The organism is Streptomyces sp. NPDC054047, assembly GCF_055585065.1.
The window spans coordinates 266896-288766 of the sequence record NZ_JBVJKV010000002.1 but is presented as its reverse complement, the minus strand read 5'-3'; the positions used below and the strand labels follow the sequence as shown (position 1 = coordinate 288766).

Sequence of the window (21871 nt, the reverse complement as noted above, 5' to 3'; positions counted from 1 at the left end):
CCAGTTCCCAGGAGGTGACGACCATGGCGACGACCACCCTCGCCAAGGCGGCGGACGACATCACGGCCGCCCCGCACGCAGCCCGGATCGAGCACGTCTCGAAGTCCTTCTCCACGCCCGCCGGGCAGCAGCTCGTCCTGGACGACATCACGCTCGATGTCGCTCCTGGCGAGTTCGTCACCCTCCTGGGAGCCTCGGGCTGCGGCAAGTCGACGCTGCTCAACCTGGTGGCGGGGCTCGACAAGCCGTCGGCCGGCGCCATCGCGACCGACGGCCGCCCCGCCCTGATGTTCCAGGAGCACGCGCTGTTCCCGTGGCTGACCGCGGGCAAGAACATCGAGCTCGCCCTGAAGCTGCGCGGCGTCGCGAAGGCGGAGCGGCGCGAGCGTGCCGAGGAGCTCCTCGGTCTCGTACGGCTCCAAGGGGCGTACGGCAAGCGGGTGCACGAGCTGTCCGGCGGCATGCGCCAGCGGGTGGCGCTCGCCCGCGCGCTCGCCCAGGACAGCAAGATCCTGCTGATGGACGAGCCGTTCGCGGCGCTCGACGCGATCACGCGGGACGTCCTGCACGACGAACTGACCCGCATCTGGCGCGAGACCGACGTCTCCGTCCTGTTCGTCACGCACAACGTGCGCGAGGCCGTCCGCCTCGCCCAGCGCGTCGTGCTCCTCTCGTCGCGTCCGGGCCGGGTGGCGCACGAGTGGCGGGTGGACATCCCCCACCCGCGCCGCATCGAGGACTCCGCCGTGGCGGAACTGTCCGTCGAGATCACCGAACAACTGCGTGGGGAGATCCGCCGACATGGCCAGCACTGACACTCCGGTCGACAAGGCCGAGAGGGACAGCAGCCAGGACCTGGCCGGCCTGGAGGCGGGCCTCGACGCCCTGGACGCCGTCCAGACCCGGCGCACCCCCTTCCGCCAGACCCTCGTGCAGAAGATCCTGCCGCCGGTGACCGCCATCGTGCTGGTCCTGGTCGTCTGGCAGATCATGGTGTGGGCGAAGGTCACCGACTCCTACAAGCTGCCCGCTCCCTCCGCCGTCTGGCACGAGGTGGAGGACGCCTGGCTCCAGGGAACGCTCCTGGAGTACATCTGGACGTCCGTGTCGCGCGGTCTGCTCGGCTTCCTGATGGCGCTGGCGATCGGTACGCCGCTCGGTCTGGTCGTGGCCCGGGTGCGGTTCGTCAGGGCCGCGATCGGCCCCATCTTGTCCGGTCTGCAGTCGCTTCCGTCGGTGGCGTGGGTGCCGCCGGCCGTGATCTGGCTGGGGCTCAACGACCAGATGATGTACGCGGTGATCCTGCTCGGCGCGGTGCCCTCGATCGCCAACGGACTTGTCGCCGGCGTCGACCAGGTGCCGCCGCTGTTCCTGCGGGCGGGCCGCACGCTGGGCGCGACGGGCCTGCGCCACACCTGGCACATCGTCATGCCGGCGGCGCTGCCCGGCTATCTGGCCGGTCTGAAGCAGGGCTGGGCGTTCTCGTGGCGCTCGCTCATGGCCGCGGAGATCATCGCGCAGTCGCCGGACCTGGGCATGGGGCTCGGCCAGCTCCTTGAGGCCGGCCGCACGAACAGCAGCATGTCGCAGGTGTTCTTCGCGATCCTGCTCATCCTCATCGTCGGCATCGCCATCGACCTGCTGATCTTCAGCCCGCTGGAGCGGCGCGTCCTGCGCAGCCGCGGACTGCTCGCGAGGAGCTGACCCACCATGTTCGGCCGTCCCGCCCGCCCCGTCCTGTTCGTCATCGCCCACGGCAGCCGCGATCCGCGGCATGCCGAGACGGTGCGCGCCCTGGTGCGCCGGGTGCGGGAGCAGCGGCCGGGGCTGCGGGTGGAGACGGGTTTCCTGGACTTCAACTCGCCCTCGGTGCCCGAGGTGCTCGACTCCCTGGACGCCGAGGGCGTACGCGACGTGATCGCGCTGCCGCTGCTCCTCACCCGGGCGTTCCACGCGAAGTCGGACATCCCCGCGGTCCTGGGCCAGGCGCCGCCGCGTCTGCGCATCCGGCAGGCGGCGGTGCTCGGCCCCTCCCCGCTGCTCCTGACCGCTCTGGACCAGCGGCTCTACGAGGCGGGGCTCAGCCCCGCCGACAAGTCCTCGACCGGGGTCGTGCTGGCCTCGGCGGGATCATCGGACCCGGAGGCGATCGCAGTGATCGCTGAAATCGCGCGGGAGTGGCGGCACACCGGTTGGTGCGCCGTGCGGCCTGCGTTCGCCTCCGCATCTCTGCCCCGCACGGAGGACGCCGTGCGGGAACTGCGTGACCTGGGGGTGGCCAGGGTGGCGGTGGCGCCCTACGTCATCGCGCCCGGTTTCCTGCCGGACCGCATCGCGCGGGGCGCCGCCGAAGCGGACGTCACGGCCCAAGTGCTCGGCCCTTCGGCGGGGTTGGCGCGGCTGCTCGTGCAGCGCTACGACGAGGCACGCGCCGAGTCCGGTGTGGTCGGGCGGGTGGCGCGGGTCCCCGTGCTGGCCTAGCTTGTGGGTTCATGACCCTCACCAGATCCCGCACGCTCTGGCTGCGGACCGAGCCCCTGCACGCAGTGATCTACTTCGAGGAGCGCTGCCGCGACCTGGGCAGGGCGCTGGGCCTCAAGGGCTTCTGGATGGGCTACTTCGCGGCCCGCGCCGCCCCCATGGGCCCGGTCGAGTCGGGCCCGGCGACGGCCGCGCTCGGCGTCTTCGCCCCGGGCATGGTGGCGCGGGCCCTGCCCTCCGCCTGGCAGTACGTGTCGCCGGGCCGGATCGTGGAGGAGCGCGCGGCCAGCACGGCACGCGCCCTGCGCGCCCTGGTCCCGGGCATCGACGACCAGGCCATCGCCCTGTGTCCGCCCCTCGCCGCGATGGTCGAGGACGCCCCGTCGCTGGCCCGCCCGCTGTTCGCGGCGAACCGGGACGTGAGCGAGCGGACCGATCCGGTGCAGCGGCTGTGGCAACTGGCGACCTGCGTACGCGAGTTCAGGGGCGACGCGCATGTCGCCGCGCTCGCCGACCACGGCCTGGACGCCTGCGAGGCGCTGGTGCTCGCCGCCGCCACGAACCGCGTGGACCCCGGCACCATCCGGCACGACCGGGGGTGGACCGAACAGGAGTGGGCGCACGCGGTGGACCGGCTGCGCGGGCGCGGCCTGGTGGACGGTGACGGGCACATCACCGAGCACGGCCGCACGGAGCGGGAGTTGATCGAGGACGCCACGGACCGTCTGTCGGCGCGGCTGCTCCGCCCGCTCGCCGCGCGGGACGCGGACGCCCTGCTGGCCGCGCTCGAACGTCCGGTGCGGCACATCCTGGCGGCGGACGTCGTCCCCTTCCCCAACCCGATCGGACTGCCGCGCCCCACGGGGTGAGCCAATCCGGTTGCCGAGGCGTCACTTGTACCCCTACCGTCTCGCCGATGACCCCCGTACTGCGTTCAGAGCGTCTGAGCCTGTCCCCCTATGTCGCCGCCGACGAGGAACAGTTCGTCTCGCTGCTCCAGGACGAGGCCGTGGGCCGCTGGTTCGGGGACGGTATGCAGAGCGTGGAGCAGACCCATGCCCTGTTCCGCCGGATCTTCGGCCTCGTGTACGCCGAGAACCAGTTCCCGGTCTGGGCGGTGCGGCACGAGGGCCGTTATGTGGGCCACGCGGAGATAAAGCCGTCGCCCGAGAGCTGGCTCGACGGCCACGAGATCGTCTACGGCCTCTTCCGGGGCAGCTGGGGGAAGGGTCTTGGCACGGAGCTGGCCCGGCTGCTCACCGCGTACGGCCATGAGACCTTGGCGCTCTCCGAGGTGCACGCGACCGTGGACGCGGAGAACGTCGCGTCCCTCACCGTCCTCAAGCGGCTCGGCTTCACGCAGGGCCGCGCGGTCCCGGAGGACAACGGCCGCACCACGCTCCTGATGACCTCGGTCCACAGCTGACGGCCCTCAGGGCTGCCGCTCCGCCCTCTCCTTGGCCTGCGCCACGAGCCCAAGGAGTTCGGTCACCGGCATCGACCCCGCGTCCCGCCGCTCGCGCGCGAACGCGTTCGCCACGCCCTGCAAGGTGTCGTTCACCGGCGTCGGCACTCCGTGCAGACGGCCCAGCAGCGCGATCTCGCCATTGAGGTAGTCCGCCTCGATGGTGCCCGTGCCCCGGCTCAGGCTCTGCCAGGAGGAGCCGCCGCCGCGCTCCGAGCCGTCGAAGGGCTCGAAGCGGATGCGGTCGCCGCGGGCCTCCTGCTGCTCCCGCTCGCTCGCCGCCTCGATGCCGGCCGCGGCGAGCACCGCCTCGCCCTCCGCGCGGGCCTGCCGGTAGAGCGCCATGGCATCGTTGCCGCTGAGCACGCCCGTGACCGCCTCGATGGCGTTGGCCAGATTGGCGAGCAGCTTCCCGTACTTCCAGCGCATCACGTCCGCCACGACGGGCGAGAGCAGCCGCGACTTCTCCAGGTCGGCGGAGATGAGACGGGCGGTGTCGTCCGTGCCCTTCGGGTAGCGGCCGAGGTGCAGGATGCCGGTGTAAGGGGCACCCGCGGCGGAGACCGAGCCCGGTTCGACATGGGTCGCGGGCAGCCAGACGCACATCCCGTACACCCGCCGGAAGCGGCGCAGCGCGATGCGTTCGCTCTCCACGCCGTTCTGCGCGCAGACCAGCGGGAGGACCTCGCCCGCCGTCCCGCCGCCCGCCACCGGACGCCCGCTCCAGGCGTCGAGCGCGGCCTCGCCGTCCTGGGTCTTCACGGCGAGGAACAGCACGTCGTCCGCCCTCAACTCACCGAGTTCGGCGGGCGTTCGCACGACGGGCAGCCGGTGCGCCACCGTGCCGTCGGGCGTCGTGACCCGCAGTCCGCCCTCGCGCACCGCCTCGTAGTGCGCACCCCGCGCGACGAGGACCACGTCATGTCCGCTCTCGGCGAGGCGCCCGCCCACGGTGCCGCCGATCGCCCCTGCTCCGATGATGATGTAGCGCATGGAGCCGAGCCTCGCACATCGCAGCGGGAAGATCAGGCTTCCGGCGGCCCTTCCGCGCTGAACGGCGTTCCCTGGTGGAACCAGAGCAGCCACTCGCCCTCGCACCGCCGCCACAGTGAACTGCGGTGCGCCAGACGGCCGTTGCTCTCGGTGTCGAAGGTCAGGTGCACGAGGTCGTCGGCGAGCTGGGTACCCCGCATCCGGGAGGTCATGATCGGACGGCCGGTCCGGTTCGCGCTCTCGGTCAGGGCCGTGATGATGGACGCGCGGTCCCAGTGGGTCCCGGAGGTGCCGAACTCGCTGAACTCGGGGTGCAGCAGCTCCCCGAGCAGCTCGGGCGAGGTGCGGACCTCGGGGGCCAGCAGCCGCAGTTCGGCCTCGATGGCCGCGTCGACGGCGGGCGTCCGGTCAGCCACGGGCCGGCTCCCGCGTCAGCTCGACCAGCTTGGTGACGGTGTTCCAGTTGCGGGTGGTGGCGATCACGCCCTTGAACAGGGCAGGCCGTGACAGGACCGCACCGAGCCTGGAGCGGCCGAGGCCGTCCGGCGCGTAGAGGTAGAGCGCGCGGTCGCCGAGCCGGAACTCCTCGGGGAGGAAGGCCGCCGGGTCGATGTCGTCGAGCCGGGACGCGTCCACCGGCTCGGAGAAGTACGTGACGTGCAGTTGCTTGGCCTCGAGCGTGGCGGCGGGGAAGGGGCAGGCGTCGGCGACCGCCTTCAGATAGGCGCCGTCGCGCACCAGGACGTCCACGGCGAAGCCGAAGTGCCGCTCGATGGCCTCGCTCACCCGCGCGGCCAGGGCGTCCTCGTCGCCGGCCTCGCTCGTGAAGACCGCGTTGCCGCTCTGGAGATGGGTGCGTACGTCGCCGAGTCCGAGCCCGGAGAGCAGCGGGCGCAACTCCCCCATCGGGAGCTTTCTGCTGCCGCCCACGTTGATGCCGCGCAGGAGCGCCGCGTATGCCTTGACCGTCATCCGCACACCATAGGACGGCCGCCGCGCCCCGTGGGGGTGGGCGCGGCGGCCGCCGGTCCAGTGGGTGTTACTCGACGACCTTGAGCAGCTTGTTGGGCGTGCCCTCGCTCGGGTTGGAGATCTTGTCCGGGGTCGCGCCGTCGGTCAGCGCCTTGGCGACGGCGTCCGGCTTGGCGTCCGGGTGGGCGCCGACGTAGACGGCCGCGGCGCCCACGACGTGCGGGGTCGCCATCGACGTACCGGAGATCGTGTTGGTGGCGTCGTCGCCGGTGTTCCAGGCGGACGTGATGTCCGAGCCCGGGGCGTAGATGTCCACGACCGAGCCGAAGTTGGAGAAGTCCGACTGCTCGTCGTCCTTGGTGGAGGAGGCGACCGTGATGGCCTCCTTCACACGGGACGGGGAGCCCTGACCGGCGTCCGAGGACTCGTTGCCGGCCGCGACCGCGAAGGTGACGCCGGAGGCGATCGCCTTCTGGACCGCCGCGTCGAGCGCCTCGTCGGCGCCGCCACCGAGGCTCATGTTGGCGACCGAGGGGCCCTGGTGGTTCTTGGTGACCCAGTCGATGCCCGCGACGACCTGCTCGGTGGTGCCGGAGCCCTGGTCGTCCAGGACGCGGACCGCGACGATCTTCGCCTTCTTGGCGACGCCGTGCGCCTCACCTGCGATGGTGCCGGCGACGTGCGTGCCGTGGCCGTTGCCGTCGTCGGCGTTGTCGTCGTTGTCGACGGCGTCGAAGCCGGACGTGGCGCGGCCGCCGAAGTCCTTGTGGCTGACGCGGACACCGGTGTCGATGACGTACGCCGTGGCGCCCTCACCGGCCGCGTCCGGGTACGTGTACTTCTTGTCGCCCGCGGTGTCCGCCTGGTCGACGCGGTCCAGGCCCCACGACGGCGGGTTGTCCTGGGTGGCGTTGATGCTGAACTTCTTGGACTGGACGACCTTGCCGACGGCCGGGTCGGCGGCCAGGCGCTTGGCCTCGGTCTCGGTGAGGCTCTTGGCCGAGAAGCCGTTGATCGCGGACGAGTAGTTCCGCTTCAGCTCGCCGCCGTACTCCTCGGCGAGGTCGGACTTGGCGCCCTTGTCGGCCTTCTCGTCGAGCATGACGATGTAGCTGCCGGAGACGGCACCCTTGGCGTCGGCTCCGTAGACCTTGCCCTCGGCGGGGGTTGCCGCGCCGGCGAACGAGGTGGCGAAGACGGTGACACCGACAGCGGTGGCGGTCGCGGCTATCGCCGAGACGAGCTTCACCGAGCGTGCACGCTTGTGTGTTGCCATGAAGAGGGATCTCCTCGTGGTGATGTGGGGGTATGTGGGGGGTTTCAAAACTTCGCTGCAACGGCCCTCGAGATCCGGAAGATCTCCGGGCGTTGGGACGAAACCATGTCTGATTGACGCGCGCAGATCAATACCTACATGCACCTGTGACTTGTTCAACAAGGTTCTGTAATAACAAAACGGGCCCCCGTCGGCAGATCGGACACCGGGTGGCCCAATCCCCTCAAGTCGTCATAGATGTAAGGGGCTTGTGACGGCCGGACTCCTTCTTGACGAGGAGGGCCTACGGTCCGGAGGGAGGAGAGCGGGCCCGCCCGGTTCACCGGCCAGCACGACGAGCGCTCCCCCGCCGCACCCCTAGCTTCGAGCCATGGGGAATCAAGACATACGAGTACGGGGGTTGGCCGCTCGGGCCGGCGGATGGAGCGCCAGGCACCGATGGGCGGCCGTGGGCATCTGGGTGCTCTTCGTCGTCGTGTCCATGGGGCTCGGCTCGGCCGTGGGCCGCAGCGACGTCGACCAGAACGATCTGAAGGGCGAGATCAACCAGGCGACACAGATCGTGGACGACGCCGGAATCAGGGAACCGGTCGGCGAGAGCGTCCTGATCCAGACCAAGGAGACCGGCGGTAACGCGCTCAAGGCGACCGATCCGCGCTTCCGCCAGGCCGTCGACGACGTGATGAAGTCGGTCGGGGCCACCGGTGAGGTGACGGCGGTGACATCGCCGTACAAGAGCGGGTCGGTCTCCAAGGACGGCCGGAGCGCGCTGGTCCGGTTCGACATGCGCGGCGACGACGAGACCGCGGGCGACCGGGTCGGGCCGGTCCTGGACGCGGTCGACGAGGTGGCGGACGCGCACGGGCGCGACGGGCTGCGGATCGAGGAGATCGGCGGCGCCAGCATGCAGAAGACGTTCGACGACGCCTTCGGCAAGGACTTCCAGCAGGCCGAGTACTCCGCGGTGCCGGTCGCCTTCGGCATCCTGCTCATCGCGTTCGGCGCACTGGTCGCCGCGCTGCTCCCGGTGGCCCTCGCCGTCACCGCGATCATGGCGACGATGGGCCTGATGGCCTTGGTCAGCCAGGTCCAGCCGATGAGCGAGACGGCGAACTCGGTGATGCTCCTGGTCGGCCTCGCGGTCGGCGTCGACTACTGCCTCTTCTATCTGCGGCGCGAACGCGAGGAGCGCGCCAAGGGCCGGGACGCGCAGACCGCGCTGCGCATCGCGGCGGCCACCAGCGGCCGTGCCGTGGTCGTCTCGGGCATCACGGTGTGCGTGGCGATGGCGGGCATGCTGTTCACCGGCATCGGCGAGTTTGAGGCGATGGGCGTCGCGTCCCTGATGGTGGTCGCGGTCGCCATGGTGGGTTCGGTGACGGTCCTGCCCGCGCTGCTCTCGCTCCTGGGCGAGCGGGTGGAGAAGGGCCGCGTGCCGTTCCTGCGGCGCCGGGAGCGGGCGGGCGGCGTGCCGAGCGAGAGCAGGATGTGGCGCGCGGTCGTCGGCCGGGTCCTGAAGCGCCCGGCCGCCTCGGTGGTGATCGCCGGGGGTGTCCTCGCGGCGATCGCGCTGCCCGCGCTCGGCATGAAGACCCAGGAGCTGACGCTGGACCAGGAGTTCGGCGACTCGCTGCCGATCGTGGCGACGTACGAGCGGGTGAACGAGGCGTTCCCGGGCGGCTCGGAACCCGCCGAGGTCGTGGTCAAGGCCGACGACATCGACGCGGCTCCGGTGCGGGCGGCGATCGCCGGCTTCCGCGAGCAGGCGGTGAGTTCGGGCGCGTCCAAGGGCCCGGTCGAGGTGAAGGTGCACGAGCGCGAGAACGTCGCGTTCCTGTCCGTGCCGCTGGTCGGCGGCTCCGACCAGGGAAGGGCCGAGAAGAGTCTCGACCTGCTGCGGGACGAGGTGCGGCCCGCGACGCTCGGCGACGTCGAGGGGGTCGAGGCGCCGGTGACGGGCCAGGTGGCCGGCTCGAAGGACTTCAACGAGCAGCTCTCCTCCTCGGTACCGCCGGTCTTCGCCTTCGTGGTGGTCTTCGCCTTCGTGCTGATGCTGCTGTCGTTCCGCTCGCTGACGATCGCGGTCACCTCGATCGTGCTCAACCTGCTGTCGGTGGGAGCGGCCTACGGAATCCTGGTGATGGTCTTCCAGCACGGCTGGGGCGCGTCGCTGGTGGGAGCGGAGGGCGTGGGCGCGATCGTCGCGTGGCTGCCGCTGTTCCTGTTCGTGATCCTGTTCGGCCTCTCGATGGACTATCACGTGTTCGTCGTCTCCCGGATCCGGGAGGCGCGCCTTCAGGGGCGTACGACGAAGGACGCGATCAGCCACGGGGTGGTGACCACGGCGGGCGTCGTGACGAGCGCGGCCGTGATCATGGTCGCCGTCTTCGCGATCTTCGGGACGCTGTCGATGCAGTCCATGAAGCAGATGGGCGTGGGCCTCGCGGCGGCGGTCCTGATCGACGCGACGGTGATCCGCGGGGTGCTGCTCCCGGCGGTGATGGCGCTGCTCGGGGAGCGGAACTGGTACCTGCCGCGGTGGCTGCGGTGGCTGCCGGACCTGACGCATGACGAGTCCGTGGCGGAGGAGACGCCGGTGTCCCGCCCCTGGGAGCGGGTGCGGGTGACGGGCTAGAAAGCCCCGGCCGGGCTGGCGACTTCCAGCCCGGCCGGGATCTTCCAGCCCGTCCGGCGGCTTCCGGCCCGGCCGGAGAGTTCAAGCCCGTCCGGCGTTTGAGGACGAACTCGGCGAAGCCGGTGACCAACGGCGCCCGAGGCCAGGCGGCCCGCTACGCCGCAGCCAGGAGCTTGCGCTCCTCGAAGGAGTCGATCGTCCGCGTGAAGTCCCGCGTCGACAGCAGCAGCTTGTAGATGATGGCGAGCTCGAAGACCAGAAGGAGCGCGCCGGAGACGATCGTGGCCGGGAGCACCACGTCGAACAGCGGGCCGATCATGAAGACGCCCATCTGGAACTCGATGCCGCTCACCAGGTGCGTACGGATGCGGTGGCGCAGCAGGAAGGAACGCGCCCGCAGGTACGCGGGGAACTTGTGGCGGAACTCCTGGTGCAGGTCGATGACCTGACGCTTGGGCGCGGGCTCGGGAGCCTCCGGGGTCTCGGGAACCCCCTGCTCCGACTGCGCCTTCTGCATGTCCTGCTCGATGTCGGCCTCGGGGTTGTCACGGAGGAGGTCCTCCATGAAGGTCAGCTCGGCCTGGTTCTCGGCCCGGCGGGCCGCCCTCATGCGCACCTTGATCTGCTTGCGCATGGTGTGGCGGATCTTGAAGATTTCGAGCCCGTTGATGTAGCGCAGCGTGTCGAGGGCGACCACGGCCACCGCGGCCCAGATGTAGAAGGCATCCCCGGTGCGGTGGAACTGCCCGCCCATCAGCGCCACCGCGCACGCCATCACGCGGATGCGGTCGAAGACGAAGTCGAGCCACGCGCCGAACACCGAACCGGTGCCGGTGAGGCGGGCGACCTTCCCGTCCATGCAGTCGAGGATGAAGCTGAAGTGGTAGACGACCGCTCCGGCGACGAGCCACTGCCAGTCGCCCAGGGCGAAGAAGCCAGCGGAGACCAGCCCCAGCAGGAACGCGCCCCAGGTGATCTGGTTGGGCGTGATCCGGGTCCGCATCGCCGTCCACCGCACGAGCGGCGTGGCGACCGGATCGACCAGGATCACGGTCCACCACGCGTCGCGCTTCTTCTGGGTGATGCGGCGCACCTCGTCGAGGGGCGGTATGTCTCGTCGCATGGGGGTCAACTTCCTGGCGTTCGCGGAACGTTCACCTCACGCTAAGAAGACATTGGTTCAAGGAACAAGAACCTGGCTGTGCAACCTTTGGCCGGGGGTAACGGTCAACCTTTCAGGACGAGTCAATACCTATGCCAGAACCACCCTGCGTTACCTGAGCGTTATCGAACGACAGGTATGTAACAGAAACACCCGGGACGCAACGGAATTGCCTCACGGAGTGTCACACCCCGCCGCCTTCGCGAGCTCCTCCTCGATCAGGTCCGCCGCCATCTTCGTGCCGCCCTCCCCCGCCATCCCGGCCCGCACCTCGGCGAGGCGGCGCGCCACCTCCGGATCGCCGACCAGGCCGAGCACGGCCTCACGCAAGGTCTCCGCGGTGGCCTCCTCCATCGGTACGTGCCGGGCCACCCCGATGCCCTGGAGCATGTCCGCGTTGCCGAACTGGTCGACGGCCTGCGGCACGGCGACCATCGGCGTCCCGGTGGCGAGCCCCTCCTGGCTGCCGCCCGCACCGGCGTGCGTGATGAAGGCGTCGGCCTGCTTGAGGACCGCGAGCTGCGGCACCCACTGGTGCACCTCCACGTTCTCGGGGATGTCCCCCAGTTCGCCCGCCTCGACGTGCTTGCCGACCTGGAGCACGACGTGCCACCCGGGCAGCTCCCCGAACGCCTTGACGCACTCGCGGTAGAAGTCGGGCTGCTTGGTGAAGGACGAGCCGAGCGAGACGAGCAGCACCTTCTCCGCCCCGGCCGGACGCCGCCAGTCGCCCTGCGCCGAGCGGTCGCCCTGGCAGGCACCGACGAACGTGTGCACCGTCTCGTCGACCCGGTCGGCGTTCGGCTGGAGCGCCTTGGGGATCAGGACAAGGGAGCGCGGCGGGCGGCCCACGAAGGGGTCGGGGTGCTGGGTGACGCCGTTCTCCTCCAGCCAGGCGTGGAAGCGCGCGTAGTAGGCCTGCCCGCGCTCGGTCTCCTTCAGCCCGGCGTACATCGGCTCCGCGACTTCTTCCTCGTACCCCTCCCAGGCCACCAGGTTCGGCGAGAGCGAGATCTCGGGGACGCCCCAGCGGCGGGCGAGCACGCGCGCCGGATACGAGGTGATGTCGTGCAGGACGAGGTCCGGCTCGTCGCCCTCATAAGCCGCCGCCAGCTGGGGCAGCGTCTCGATCGCCTCGGTGAGGAACGGCTCGATGTTGTCGATCAGTTCGGTCCCCCAGGCCTCGGGGTCGTCGTCCGGGCCCGGCAGCGTCGTGGTGAACGGGACGGGCTCGGCGCCGGTCTCGGCGACCTTCTCGGCGAAGAGGTGCGGGATCGCGTACGTGACGCGGTGGCCGCGGGCGACGAGCTCGCGGATGACTTCGAGGCTCGGGTTGACGTGCCCGTGCGCGGCGATCGAGAACATGGCGATGTGGGCACGCTGGCGTGTGGTCATGCCCCAGACCTTAAACGAGACGAGACGTCTCGTGCAACCTCGCGGCCGAATTCGATCAACCCGGTATGCCCGCTCGCCCTATTCGACGTCGAGGCCGCTCCGCGACGCCGCGTCGTTGTAGCGCAGCAGGCACTCGGCGAACTTCTCCAGGTCCGGCGCGTCCCAGTCCGTCAGCCGCTCCTGGAACGCGACCCGGCGCGCGTCAGTGACCTGCGCGAGCACCTCGATGCCCCGGTCGGTGAGGTGCAGCACGTGCACCCGGTGGTCGGCCGGGTCGAGGCGCCGCTCCACGAGACCGGCCTTCTCCAGCGCGCCCACCTGCCTGCTGATCGTCGACTTGTCGAGCGTGTAGTGCGCCGCGAGGTCCGTGGCCCGGCAGCCGCCCTGGTACTCCAGGTGACTCAGGAGCGTGTACGAGACGAGCGAGAGCTCGGGGTGCATCCGCGCGGCGGTGGCGCGGGCCCGCCGGGCGAACGCCGTCATCTCCCGCTGAATGATCTCGATGGACCCGTCCCGGTCGGCCACGATTTCTCCCTCTCCACGAATGGTTGTACAGTACAACATCGAGATTGAGTGTATAAGCCAACTATTGCGAGAGGTCTTCCGATGACCGCCACCTCGGCGCCCGCCCACAAGGCATCTGCCGGCCCGGCACCCGCTTCCGGACCGCTCCGCCACGTACTCCTGCACCTGCTGACGCCGCTGCTGATGTGCCTGGGCATGGGCCTCGCCTACATGGGCGCGTTCGTCACGCCGGAGCCGCACGACCTGCCGATCGCCGTCGTCGGATCGGGCGAGCAGACCCAGGCCCTCGCGCAGACCGTCAAGGACAAGGCGGGCGACACCCTCGACGTACGGACCGTCGGCTCCCGCGCCGATGCGGTCGACGCGCTCAAGTCGCTGGACATATCGGGGGCCTACGTCCCCGACGCCAAGACCCCCGAGGTGATCGTGGCCACCGCGGGCTCCGACATGAGCGCCATGGCGGTCGAGAAGGTCTTCACGCCGGTCGCCGCCGGGCAGGGCGTACCGCTCAAGGTCAGCGATGTCGCGCCGACCGTCGACGACGACCCCACGGGGCAGGGACTGTTCTTCCTGCTCGTCGCCGTGAGCATCGGTTCGTACGCGTCGGTGGCGGCGCTCGGCGCCGCCGGGGCCGGGATGCGGATGCGGGCCCGGGCGGCGCTCGCCCTCGGTGTCTCGTTCGCCGTGAGCCTGATCGGCGCCGCGCTCGCCGGACCCGTCTTCCACCTGGCGCACCAGGGCCTGTGGGGCGTGTGGGCCATGGCCTGGCTGTACTCGGCCGGCATCCTGCTCATCGGCGTCGGCCTGCACACGTTCCTGAAGCGCTGGACGACGCTGGCGATGATGGTCCTCTTCGTGATGCTCAACTTCACGTCGTCCGGCGGTCTGTTCAGGCCGGAGCTCCAGAACGGCTTCTTCGGCTCCCTGCACGCCTTCTGGAACGGCGCCGGATTCGTCGAGGGCCTCCGCAGCCACCTCTACTTCGGCGGCCACGGCCTCGGTCAGCACGTGTGGACGCTGGCGGCCTGGCTGCTGCTCGGTCTGGTGATCACCGGCATCGCGGCGCTGTGGGAGCGGCGGCAGCGGCCGGTGACGGCCACGCCCGAGACCGACGACGCCGCCGGGCGGGAACAGAGGCAGGAGCAGGAAGAGGAGATGGAGGAGTCGGTGGCGGTGTGACACACCGGCGGTCCCACTCCCCCACGGGACAGCCGAGGCCCCCGCGTACGGATGCGTACGCGGGGGCCTCGCCTTTCACCGGCTGGTCTTTCACCGCCTCGGCGGGTACCCCGAGTGCGCAGGAGCGTCCGCGTACGGCTGGTACTGCTCGGGGGCGTCGGCGTACGGCCGGTACTGCTCGGGGGCGGTCGGCCCGTCCGGTGTGTGCCCGTCCGGTGTGTGGTGGCGACCGTGGGAGCGGTTCGGCCTGCGCGGCCACCACAGGCCGCGGCCGAGGATCGCGGCGAGCGCGGGCACCAGGACGAGGGAGAGCACGAGCGAGGACAGGATGATCCCGAGGCCGGTGGCGAAGCCGATCTCCTGCGTCGCGGGGCTCGCGGCCAGGCTCGCGAAGGAACCGGCGAGCACGATTCCGGCCGTGGCGACGGCGGGCGCGGTGTGCCGCACCGCCTCGGCCACCGCGTGCCGCGCCGAGACCGGCTTCTCCATCTCCTCCCTGATCCGGTCGGTGATCAGGATGTTGTAGTCGGTGCCGAGTGCGACGACGAACAGGAAGAGCACCAGGGGCAGCGTGAACGAGACCCCGGTCCGGTCGAGTCCGTGCTGGAAGACCAGCGTGCTCGCGCCCAGCGTGGCCACGAACCCGAGCCCCACGGCGATCAGCAGTACGAGGGGCGCCAGCAGGGAACGCAGCAGCAGGAAGAGGATCACCGCGATCAGCAGCGCCGCGACCGGGAACACGAGCCGCAGGTCCTTCTCCACGGCCGTCGAGATGTCGGCGAAGACGGCGGCCGTCCCCGTGACGTACGCCTTGGTGCCCTGTGGAGTGGTGCGTGCCGCCGTGTCCCTGACGGGCCCCGAGACCAGGTCGCGCGCCTTCTGCGTATCGGACTCGACGCTCAGGAACACATCCACCCGCGCGGCCGTGCGGTCCTTGGCGAGCACCGGCTTGCCCACCTCGCCGACGCCCTCCGCCTTGCCGAGCGCGCGGGTCATGCCGGTGAGGGAACTCTCCTTGATGTCACCGCCGTCGGTGCTCCGTACGTACACGCTGTGCGGGTCGGAGACGCCCGCGGGCAGGCTGCGGGAGATCTGCTCGGCCGTCCTGACCGCGGCGGTCTCGGGCAGGCCCTGCTGGTCGTAGCTCATCTTGATGCCGATCGCGCCCGCGCCGAGCGCGCCGAGCAGCACCAGGCTGCCCAGGGCGTACCGCACCGGCCGGGCGCTCACCGCGTGCCCCAGGCGGGCGCTGATCCCGTCGGTGCGCTCCTTCTTCCAGGCGCGTGCGGGCCAGAACATGCCGCGCCCGAGCACGGCCAGGAGGGCGGGCATCAGCGTGAGGCTCGCGAGGAGCATCACGAGTACGGAGATCGCGATCGCGGGGCCGAGGACCCGGAACTGTCCGAAGCTCGCCAGGCCGAGGGTCGCGAAGGCCGCCACGATCGTCAGGGCCGCGGAGGTGATCGCGCTGCCCACGCGCCCGGTCGTCTCGGCCGCCGCCGTTCGCGCGTTCTGCTCGGGGTGGTTCCGCAATTGCTCCCGGAAGCGGAACATCAGGAAGAGGAAGTAGTCGATGCCGATGCCGATGAGGACGACACCGATCAGCGAGGGAGTGGACGGGTCGAGGGCGATGCCGAAGAGCTTCGCCGCGCCGACCACCGCTCCGGAGGCGACACCGCCGATCAGCGCCACCGCGATCAGCGGCACGAAGGCGGCCGCAAGGCTGCGGAACACCAGCACGTTCAGCAGGACGATGAGGCCCATCGTCAGCATCCCGACGACTTTCCCGGTGGTCTCCTCGGCATCCGTGTTGTCCGCCGTGGAGGCTATGCCGCCGGTGAATCCCACGCGCAGGTCGGCGGCGGCGAATTCGTGCTTCGCATCGTCCCGGAATTCCTTGTAGACGTCCTGGACACCGGGGTCGTTGGGATTTCCGTCGAGCGACACCGTGAGGAGCCGGAAACTCTTGTCCGGGGCCACGGCGCCCGGCGACACCCGCGGGGTCTGGGAATGGTCCTTCATGAACTCTTCGGGCTTCGGCGCGACGATCCGCTTCCGCCCCAGGTCGGCCGCCGTGGCGGCGATCCGCCGCTGGTCGCCCGCGGTGAGCCGGTCGCCGTCGTTCCTGGCCACGAGCACGGTGAGGGCGTTGGGGTCGGGCTTGGTGCCGAATTCGTCCTCGGCGATGCGCAGCGCCACGGCCGAGTCGTATTTCTTGGGAAGGAAGTCCCCGGCCTGGGAATCGGTGACGTCGTACATCATCGTCTGCCCCACGAGCGACAGTGCCGCTCCGAGGATGGTCCAGACGACGATGGTCAGCCATCGTTGTCGGGTGGAGAAGGAGGTCAGCTTGCGGATCATGTCTTCTTTTCCCTGCTTTTCCCGGCCGGCGAAAGGAGCCGCGAGTATTCCCCGAGGCTCCAACAGGTCATCACGGAAAGCCCTTTGCGGGCGTCGGCCGCCGGAAGGGGACGCACCCGTGACCCTGGTCCGGTACGGCGCCCCGGGCAGTACTCCAGTACTGGGCGGAAGAACCGCCCCTGCGCCGATCCACGGCCCGGCGGGCCGGGATGTAATGGAGCCGACGGACGGGAACATCAGGGCCCGACGCACTGGCACGACTAGGAGGCGCCCGGATGGGCCGCGACTTCTTCCCACCGGTACCGCCCACGGGCGGGGCGCGGCCGACGCCGGGTGACGTGGCGGTCGCCGTCGTCGCGGTGGGGCTCGACGTACTGGCCTACCTCGCACCGGGCGAGGAGGGCCCCGGGGCGCCCGTCACCGTGCCCGGTGTCCTGCTGGTCGCCGTCTCGGTGTTCCCGTTGCTCTTCAGGCGCCATCACCCCGTGCCGGTGCTCGGCGCGGTCCTCGCCGTGCAGATGGCCGTCAACTTCGGCCTTGTCGTCGACCCGGGCGCGCCGATGTCGAACAGCTACGGCGGCGCCGTCGCGGTGGCGCTCTACACCGTGGCCCGGTACAGCGGGCGGCGCGCCGTGGCGCTGGGGGTGGTGGCCACCGCGCCCGTGCAGCTCGTGCGCTACCTGCACAACGACATTCCCTTCCTGGGAATGGGCCTCACCGACGTCCTGGTCACGCCCTGCCTCATCGTGGCCGTGGGCCTGGCCGTGCGGCAGTGGAAGCGGCAGCTGGACATCAACCGGACGCTCCTCGCGGACCGCGCGGTGACCGAGGAGCGGCGCCGCATCGCACGGGAGCTGCACGACATCGTGGCCCACCACATCACCACCATGTACCTGATGTCCGGCGGCGCCCGCTCGACGCTGGACCGCGATCCCGAGACGGCCCGCGAGGCCCTGGTGACCCTGGAGGAGTCCGGCCGCACGGCGCTGAAGGAGATGCGGCAGCTCCTCGGGGTCCTGCGCAGCACCGAGGCGCCGGAGGAGGCGCCGTCGGAGCCCCAGCCCGGAGTGGACGGCATCGAGCGGCTCGTCGCCGATTCGACCGCCGCGGGTCTTCCGGCCGAACTCCACGTCACCGGGCGGCCCGTGACGCTGCCGATGCCGGTCGGCCTCTCCCTCTACCGGATCGTCCAGGAGGCACTGACCAACGCCCGCAAACACGCGGGCCCCGCCCGCGCCACGGTGCGGCTCGACTATCTCCCCGGGCGCGTCACCGTCGAAGTGGCCGACGACGGCGCCGGTGACGGCAGGGCGCGGAGCGGCAGGGACGAAGGCGGTGGGTACGGTCTTCTGGGCATGCGGGAGCGCGTCGCCCTGCACGACGGCTCCTTGCGGGCCGGCCACCGCGAGGAGGGCGGATTCGTGGTGACCGCGAGCGTGCCGCTGTCCACCGAAACGTACGAGAAGGACAGGATCCGATGACCTCTCCCACTGCATCCGGGCCCGGGCCCCGGCCCGAGTCCGAGTCCGAGTCCGACGGCATCACCGTGCTGATCGTGGACGACCAGCCCCTGGTGCGCCGGGGTCTTTCGCTGATCCTGCTCTCGGACCCCTCCATTCGCGTCGTCGGCGAAGCGGGCGACGGCGAGCAGGCCGTCGCCATGGCCCTCGAACTCCGCCCCGACGTGGTCCTGATGGACATCCGCATGCCCGTGCTCGACGGCGTCAGGGCCACCGAGCGGCTGAGCGCCGAGCTGCCCGGGTGCCGGGTCCTGGCGCTCAGCACCTTCGACATGGACGAGCACGTGGTCGGCGCCCTGCGGGCGGGAGCCTCGGGGTTCCTGCCCAAGGACGTCTCCCCCGAGGAGCTGGGTGCCGCGCTGCGCACCGTCCACCGCGGCGAGTCCGTCGTCGCCCCGCGGCTGTTGACCCGGCTGCTCGCCACCTTCGTGACCCCGGCTCCGGCCTCGCACCCGCCGAGCGCCGACCTCGCCGGGCTCACCCCGCGCGAGGTCGACGTGCTGCGCCTGATCGCCGCGGGCCGCGACAACACCGAGATCGCGCAGCGGATGGAGATCGGCGTCCAGACCGTGAAGAACCACGCCACCGGCATCTTCGCCAAGCTGGGCGTCCGTGACCGCGCGCAGGCGGTCGTCGTCGCGTACGAGACGGGGCTCGTGCGGGCGGGGCAGGGCAACGGGTCTCAGCGCTGAACGCCAGGTGTGCCGCCGCGCCCTCAGGGGCGCGGGGACCTGCGCGCCCGGCCCCCACCGGCCCGCAGGTCCATCCATCACCCCATCCCCGCGCCCTCGGCGGAGCCCTCAGCGCTGGTACCTCTTGAGAACCAGGTTCCCGTCCTTCACCAGGCGTTTGCGCAGTTCGTCCACGTCGATCGCCCCGCTGTAGTACTCCTGGAGCGCCGGGGTCGCCACCTTGTCCTTCCACTCCGCGTAGCCGCGCACCGACTGCGCGGGCGCCGAGCGGAGGTCCTTCGCCAGGGCCGTGCCCGTCGCCCAGTCGTGCTTCTCGGTGCGCAGGGCCGGATCCTTCAAGGCCTCCGTGCCAGTGGGAAGCATCCAGTCGCCCTGCGCGAGGCGCACCATGTTCTCCGGCTGGAGGAGGAAGTCGATGAACTCGACCGCCTCCTTCTTGTGTTCGGTGTCCTCGGACACGGACAGCGTCTGCGGGCTGACGCCCTGCGCGAGCCCCTCGGCTCCGGCCGGGGCGGGCAGTACCTGCCAGTCGAAGCCCTTGGGGGCCTGCTGGACGATCTGCTGGCGGTAGGAGAAGCCGAGCGGGACCATCGCGTACTTGCCGCCGAAGAAGCCCGGCAGCGTGTCGGAGCCGCCCATGCCCAGGGTCGTACTGGACGCGCTCTTGTCGGTGTTGACCTGGTCGTGGACCGTGCGCGGCATGATCTCGTCGGCCTTGTCGAAGCGGATGTCGACCTTGCCGTCCTCGCCGCGGTGGAACATCCGGCCGCCGGTGGACAGCGAGAGGTTGAGTGTCGCGGAGACGGGTTCCTTGAGCGGCCAGGCCACGCCGTACTTGCCCTTGCCGTCGCTCAGTTCCTTGGTGACCGACCGGAACTCGTCCCAGGACCAGGGCTTCTCGGGCGTCGGAATCCGTACGCCCGACTCCTTCAGCCACTTCGCGTTGGCGATCAGGACGCGGGGCTCCTGGAGGAACGGCACTCCGTAGACACCGTCCCCGAACGTCGTGGTCTGCCAACTCCGCTCGGGGATGTCGGACTTGAGGCGTTCGGGGAGCAGCTCGTCGAGGTCCGCGAGGTATCCGCCGTACGCGAAGTCGGCCAGGTCGTCCGACGCGTCATGGATGATGTCCGGCGCCTCGCCGCCCTCGAAGGAGGTGAGCAGCTGGTCGTGGACGCTGTCCCAACTGCCCTGGACGTACTCGACCTTGACGTCGGGATGGGCGGCGTTCCACTCCTCGACGAGTTCCTTGTTGGCGTCGACCGACTCCTTCTGCCAGGCGAGCGACTGGAAGCGCAGGGTGATCCGGCCGTCGTCGGACTCGTCGGACCCGCCACTGCATCCGCAGAGCAGCAGCGCGATGGCCGCGGTCGCCGCGGTGGCGATGCGTGCGCGCATCAGCTCTTCACCGCCCCGGTCAGCATGCCGCCCGTGATCCGCTTCTGGATGACCGCGAAGATGACGAGCGAGGGGAGGGTCGCGAGGAACGCGGCCGCGGCCAGCGGGCCGAGGTCGGCGGCGCCCTCGGCGCCGATGAAGTGCGTGAGGACGACCGGCAACGTCTGTTTCTCCGGGGTCTTGAGCAGCACGAGCGCGAAGAAGAATTCGTTCCACGCGGTGATGAAGGCGAACAGGACCGTGGCCACGATGCCGGGCGCCAGCAGCGGCGCGGTGATCGAGACCAGCGTGCGCAGCTTGCCCGCGCCGTCGACCGCGGCCGCCTCCTCCAACTCGGTGGGCACGGCGCGGACGTAGCCCACCAGCATCCACAGCGCGAAGGGCAGCGCCCACACCACGTACACCATGATCAGGCCCGGCAGGGAGTTGATCTGGCCGAGGTTCTTCAGGACCAGGAAGAGCGGGATGATCACCAGGACGAAGGGGAACGCCTGGCTGACCACGACCCAGCCGGTGGCCGCCCGCGCCAGGAGCGTGCGGTGCCGTGCCATGACGTACGCCATCGGGGTCGCGATGGCGACGGCGATGAGCGCCGCGCAGACCGCCGCGATCAGGGAGTTGCCCGCGGCGCGCAGGAGCGGCTGCTCGTCGAAGGCCTGCCGGAAGTTGGCGAGGGTCGGGTCCTCGGGAATCCAGGTGGGATGCAGGCTGGCCAGTTCGCGCGGCGGCTTGAAGGCCGTCGAGATCAGCCAGAGGAAGGGGAAGGCGAGGAAGACGAGGTAGCACAGGAGCGCGAGGTACTGCCCGGCGCGGGCGGGCTTGCCGGTGCGTGTGGTGCTCACTTCTCGTCGCCTCCCTTCAGGCGGCCCGCGAGGTAGAACGCGAGGATCACCGAGATCACGGCGACCATCACGCAGCCCATCGCCGCGGCGTAGCCGAACTGGCCGTAGCGGAAGGCCTCTTCGTAGGCGAAGAGCATGGGGAGGCGGGTGCGGCCGCCGGGGCCGCCGTTCGTCAGGACGTAGACGAGGGCGAAGGAGTTGAAGTTCCAGATGAAGTTGAGCGCCGTGATGGCGAGGGCGACCGGCTTCAGCGCGGGCCAGGTGACCGTGCGGAAGCGGCGCCAGGCGCCCGCGCCGTCCATCTCGGCCGCCTCGTGCAGTTCGCGCGGGGTGTTCTGCAGTCCGGCGAGCAGCGCCACGGTGGTCTGCGGCATGCCCGCCCAGATGCCGACGACGATGACGGCGGGCAGTGCGGTGCTCAGGCCGGTGAGCCAGTCGCGGCCGTCACCGAGGCCGAGGTTGCCGAGGGTCTCGTTCAGGACGCCCGCGTCCGGGTTGTAGACCAGGCGCCACATGATGCCGACGACCACTTCGGGCATCGCCCAGGGAATGATCGCCAGCGACCTGGCCAGCCAGCGGAAGCGCAGATTCTGGTTGAGCAGGAGGGCCAGGCCCAGGGCCAGCAGGAACTGCGGCACGGTCACGCCGACCGCCCACAGCAGGCCGATGCGGAACGAGTCCCAGAACAGGGTGTCGTGCAGCAGGTCCTGGAAGTTGAGGAGGCCGATCCACTCGGTGGGCTCGGTGCGGCCCGACTGGGAGTCGGTGAACGCGAGCGTGATGCCGTAGAGGAGCGGGCCCACGCTCAGGATCAGGATCGGGATCAGCGCGGGCAGCACCAGGAACCAGGCGCCGTGGTCCGCGCCTCTACGGGCGGACGCGCCTTTCGCTGACCGCTTCGTCGCGGTCGCCAATGTCACGGAATGGACTCCTTTGGGCGGCTCATCGGGGTTTGGCCGCCCAGGCGGCCCCCGT

At 70.5% G+C, this 21871-nt stretch carries 19 protein-coding genes and 1 pseudogene; 9 read left to right on the top strand and 11 right to left on the bottom strand.

The features are described 5' to 3' along the window. Positions 1 to 23 precede the first annotated feature (23 nt). From ACZ6ZP_RS07950 to ACZ6ZP_RS07930, 5 genes are read left to right on the top strand one after another with little or no spacing between them, the layout of a single operon-like run. Positions 24 to 815 (top strand): ABC transporter ATP-binding protein, encoded by a 792-nt coding sequence (locus ACZ6ZP_RS07950; protein WP_351158576.1) that lies wholly within the window; start codon positions 24 to 26, stop codon positions 813 to 815. Next, on the top strand, positions 802 to 1704 hold the full coding sequence (locus ACZ6ZP_RS07945) for an ABC transporter permease (RefSeq protein WP_351158573.1): 903 nt from the start codon (positions 802 to 804) through the stop codon (positions 1702 to 1704). Before ACZ6ZP_RS07950 ends, ACZ6ZP_RS07945 begins: the two co-directional genes overlap by 14 nt. 6 nt (positions 1705 to 1710) lie before the next feature. After that, entirely contained in the window at positions 1711 to 2481 is a 771-nt protein-coding gene (locus ACZ6ZP_RS07940) for a sirohydrochlorin chelatase (RefSeq protein ID WP_361470688.1), read from the top strand. Positions 2482 to 2492: 11 nt separating this feature from the next. Further along, a complete protein-coding gene (locus ACZ6ZP_RS07935) occupies positions 2493 to 3350 on the top strand; it encodes an SCO6745 family protein (RefSeq protein ID WP_351158568.1) in 858 nt (285 codons plus the stop codon). Between the two features lie 47 nt (positions 3351 to 3397). Next, positions 3398 to 3907 (top strand): GNAT family N-acetyltransferase, encoded by a 510-nt coding sequence (locus ACZ6ZP_RS07930; protein ID WP_366464049.1) that lies wholly within the window; start codon positions 3398 to 3400, stop codon positions 3905 to 3907. Positions 3908 to 3913: 6 nt separating this feature from the next. Here ACZ6ZP_RS07930 and ACZ6ZP_RS07925 read toward each other — a convergent pair whose 3' ends face one another. From ACZ6ZP_RS07925 to ACZ6ZP_RS07910, 4 genes are all read right to left on the bottom strand, one after another. Continuing rightward, the gene (locus tag ACZ6ZP_RS07925) at positions 3914 to 4939 is read right to left on the bottom strand and encodes a ketopantoate reductase family protein (protein ID WP_469406006.1); all 1026 of its coding nucleotides are present in this window, start codon (positions 4937 to 4939) and stop codon (positions 3914 to 3916) included. Between the two features lie 32 nt (positions 4940 to 4971). Continuing rightward, positions 4972 to 5355 carry a nuclear transport factor 2 family protein gene (locus ACZ6ZP_RS07920; RefSeq protein ID WP_351158559.1) on the bottom strand — a complete coding sequence of 128 codons (384 nt, stop codon included), beginning with the start codon at positions 5353 to 5355 and terminating at the stop codon, positions 4972 to 4974. After that, entirely contained in the window at positions 5348 to 5911 is a 564-nt protein-coding gene (locus tag ACZ6ZP_RS07915) for a DUF1697 domain-containing protein (RefSeq protein ID WP_361470697.1), read from the bottom strand. Before ACZ6ZP_RS07915 ends, ACZ6ZP_RS07920 begins: the two co-directional genes overlap by 8 nt. A gap of 67 nt (positions 5912 to 5978) precedes the next feature. After that, entirely contained in the window at positions 5979 to 7187 is a 1209-nt protein-coding gene (locus ACZ6ZP_RS07910) for a S8 family peptidase (RefSeq protein ID WP_351158554.1), read from the bottom strand. 370 nt (positions 7188 to 7557) lie between these two features. Here ACZ6ZP_RS07910 and ACZ6ZP_RS07905 point away from each other — a divergent pair, with 370 nt between their 5' ends. Continuing rightward, entirely contained in the window at positions 7558 to 9822 is a 2265-nt protein-coding gene (locus tag ACZ6ZP_RS07905) for an MMPL family transporter (protein WP_469406004.1), read from the top strand. 154 nt (positions 9823 to 9976) lie between these two features. On the opposite strand, the gene ACZ6ZP_RS07900 is transcribed toward ACZ6ZP_RS07905, so the two are convergent. The 3 genes and pseudogenes from ACZ6ZP_RS07900 to ACZ6ZP_RS07890 form a co-directional block, all read right to left on the bottom strand. Beyond that, entirely contained in the window at positions 9977 to 10945 is a 969-nt protein-coding gene (locus ACZ6ZP_RS07900; protein WP_469406002.1) for a CDP-alcohol phosphatidyltransferase family protein, read from the bottom strand. A gap of 213 nt (positions 10946 to 11158) precedes the next feature. After that, a pseudogene (gene mgt / locus ACZ6ZP_RS07895) lies at positions 11159 to 12416 on the bottom strand (macrolide-inactivating glycosyltransferase). Between the two features lie 41 nt (positions 12417 to 12457). Further along, a complete protein-coding gene (locus ACZ6ZP_RS07890) occupies positions 12458 to 12904 on the bottom strand; it encodes a MarR family winged helix-turn-helix transcriptional regulator (RefSeq protein ID WP_361470700.1) in 447 nt (148 codons plus the stop codon). An 81-nt stretch (positions 12905 to 12985) separates the two neighbouring features. On the opposite strand from ACZ6ZP_RS07890, the gene ACZ6ZP_RS07885 reads away from it, so the two are divergent. Beyond that, positions 12986 to 14083: an ABC-2 transporter permease gene (locus tag ACZ6ZP_RS07885; protein WP_469405999.1), complete on the top strand. Its 1098-nt coding sequence runs from the start codon at positions 12986 to 12988 to the stop codon at positions 14081 to 14083. 90 nt (positions 14084 to 14173) lie between these two features. Here ACZ6ZP_RS07885 and ACZ6ZP_RS07880 read toward each other — a convergent pair whose 3' ends face one another. Beyond that, positions 14174 to 16444, bottom strand: coding sequence for an MMPL family transporter (locus ACZ6ZP_RS07880; protein ID WP_361470704.1), 2271 nt, complete (start codon positions 16442 to 16444; stop codon positions 14174 to 14176). Positions 16445 to 16719: 275 nt separating this feature from the next. Between ACZ6ZP_RS07880 and ACZ6ZP_RS07875 the strand changes: the two genes are divergently transcribed. Both ACZ6ZP_RS07875 and ACZ6ZP_RS07870 read left to right on the top strand, forming a co-directional pair. Next, positions 16720 to 17925, top strand: a complete 1206-nt coding sequence (locus ACZ6ZP_RS07875) for a sensor histidine kinase (RefSeq protein WP_351158537.1) — start codon at positions 16720 to 16722, stop codon at positions 17923 to 17925. Beyond that, positions 17922 to 18656: a response regulator gene (locus ACZ6ZP_RS07870; RefSeq protein ID WP_469405998.1), complete on the top strand. Its 735-nt coding sequence runs from the start codon at positions 17922 to 17924 to the stop codon at positions 18654 to 18656. The genes ACZ6ZP_RS07875 and ACZ6ZP_RS07870 overlap by 4 nt, the downstream gene beginning before the upstream one ends. A gap of 108 nt (positions 18657 to 18764) precedes the next feature. On the opposite strand, the gene ACZ6ZP_RS07865 is transcribed toward ACZ6ZP_RS07870, so the two are convergent. From ACZ6ZP_RS07865 to ACZ6ZP_RS07855, 3 genes are read right to left on the bottom strand one after another with little or no spacing between them, the layout of a single operon-like run. Further along, positions 18765 to 20054, bottom strand: coding sequence for an ABC transporter substrate-binding protein (locus ACZ6ZP_RS07865; RefSeq protein ID WP_469405997.1), 1290 nt, complete (start codon positions 20052 to 20054; stop codon positions 18765 to 18767). Beyond that, on the bottom strand, positions 20054 to 20896 hold the full coding sequence (locus ACZ6ZP_RS07860; RefSeq protein ID WP_351158529.1) for a carbohydrate ABC transporter permease: 843 nt from the start codon (positions 20894 to 20896) through the stop codon (positions 20054 to 20056). Before ACZ6ZP_RS07860 ends, ACZ6ZP_RS07865 begins: the two co-directional genes overlap by 1 nt. Beyond that, positions 20893 to 21816: a carbohydrate ABC transporter permease gene (locus tag ACZ6ZP_RS07855; RefSeq protein ID WP_361470711.1), complete on the bottom strand. Its 924-nt coding sequence runs from the start codon at positions 21814 to 21816 to the stop codon at positions 20893 to 20895. Before ACZ6ZP_RS07855 ends, ACZ6ZP_RS07860 begins: the two co-directional genes overlap by 4 nt. Between the last annotated feature and the right edge of the window lie 55 nt (positions 21817 to 21871).

Excerpts from the sequence above, each read along its gene's own strand:
- ACZ6ZP_RS07865 (WP_469405997.1), bottom strand. The coding sequence starts at position 20,054 with ATGCGCGCACGCATCGCCACCGCGGCGACCGCGGCCATCGCGCTGCTG.
- ACZ6ZP_RS07870 (WP_469405998.1), top strand. The coding sequence starts at position 17,922 with ATGACCTCTCCCACTGCATCCGGGCCCGGGCCCCGGCCCGAGTCCGAG.
- ACZ6ZP_RS07940 (WP_361470688.1), top strand. The coding sequence starts at position 1,711 with ATGTTCGGCCGTCCCGCCCGCCCCGTCCTGTTCGTCATCGCCCACGGC.
- ACZ6ZP_RS07910 (WP_351158554.1), bottom strand. The coding sequence starts at position 7,187 with ATGGCAACACACAAGCGTGCACGCTCGGTGAAGCTCGTCTCGGCGATA.
- ACZ6ZP_RS07885 (WP_469405999.1), top strand. The coding sequence starts at position 12,986 with ATGACCGCCACCTCGGCGCCCGCCCACAAGGCATCTGCCGGCCCGGCA.
- ACZ6ZP_RS07945 (WP_351158573.1), top strand. The coding sequence starts at position 802 with ATGGCCAGCACTGACACTCCGGTCGACAAGGCCGAGAGGGACAGCAGC.
- ACZ6ZP_RS07880 (WP_361470704.1), bottom strand. The coding sequence starts at position 16,444 with ATGATCCGCAAGCTGACCTCCTTCTCCACCCGACAACGATGGCTGACC.
- ACZ6ZP_RS07905 (WP_469406004.1), top strand. The coding sequence starts at position 7,558 with ATGGGGAATCAAGACATACGAGTACGGGGGTTGGCCGCTCGGGCCGGC.
- ACZ6ZP_RS07935 (WP_351158568.1), top strand. The coding sequence starts at position 2,493 with ATGACCCTCACCAGATCCCGCACGCTCTGGCTGCGGACCGAGCCCCTG.
- ACZ6ZP_RS07950 (WP_351158576.1), top strand. The coding sequence starts at position 24 with ATGGCGACGACCACCCTCGCCAAGGCGGCGGACGACATCACGGCCGCC.
- ACZ6ZP_RS07915 (WP_361470697.1), bottom strand. The coding sequence starts at position 5,911 with ATGACGGTCAAGGCATACGCGGCGCTCCTGCGCGGCATCAACGTGGGC.
- ACZ6ZP_RS07900 (WP_469406002.1), bottom strand. The coding sequence starts at position 10,945 with ATGCGACGAGACATACCGCCCCTCGACGAGGTGCGCCGCATCACCCAG.
- ACZ6ZP_RS07875 (WP_351158537.1), top strand. The coding sequence starts at position 16,720 with ATGGGCCGCGACTTCTTCCCACCGGTACCGCCCACGGGCGGGGCGCGG.
- ACZ6ZP_RS07930 (WP_366464049.1), top strand. The coding sequence starts at position 3,398 with ATGACCCCCGTACTGCGTTCAGAGCGTCTGAGCCTGTCCCCCTATGTC.
- ACZ6ZP_RS07925 (WP_469406006.1), bottom strand. The coding sequence starts at position 4,939 with ATGCGCTACATCATCATCGGAGCAGGGGCGATCGGCGGCACCGTGGGC.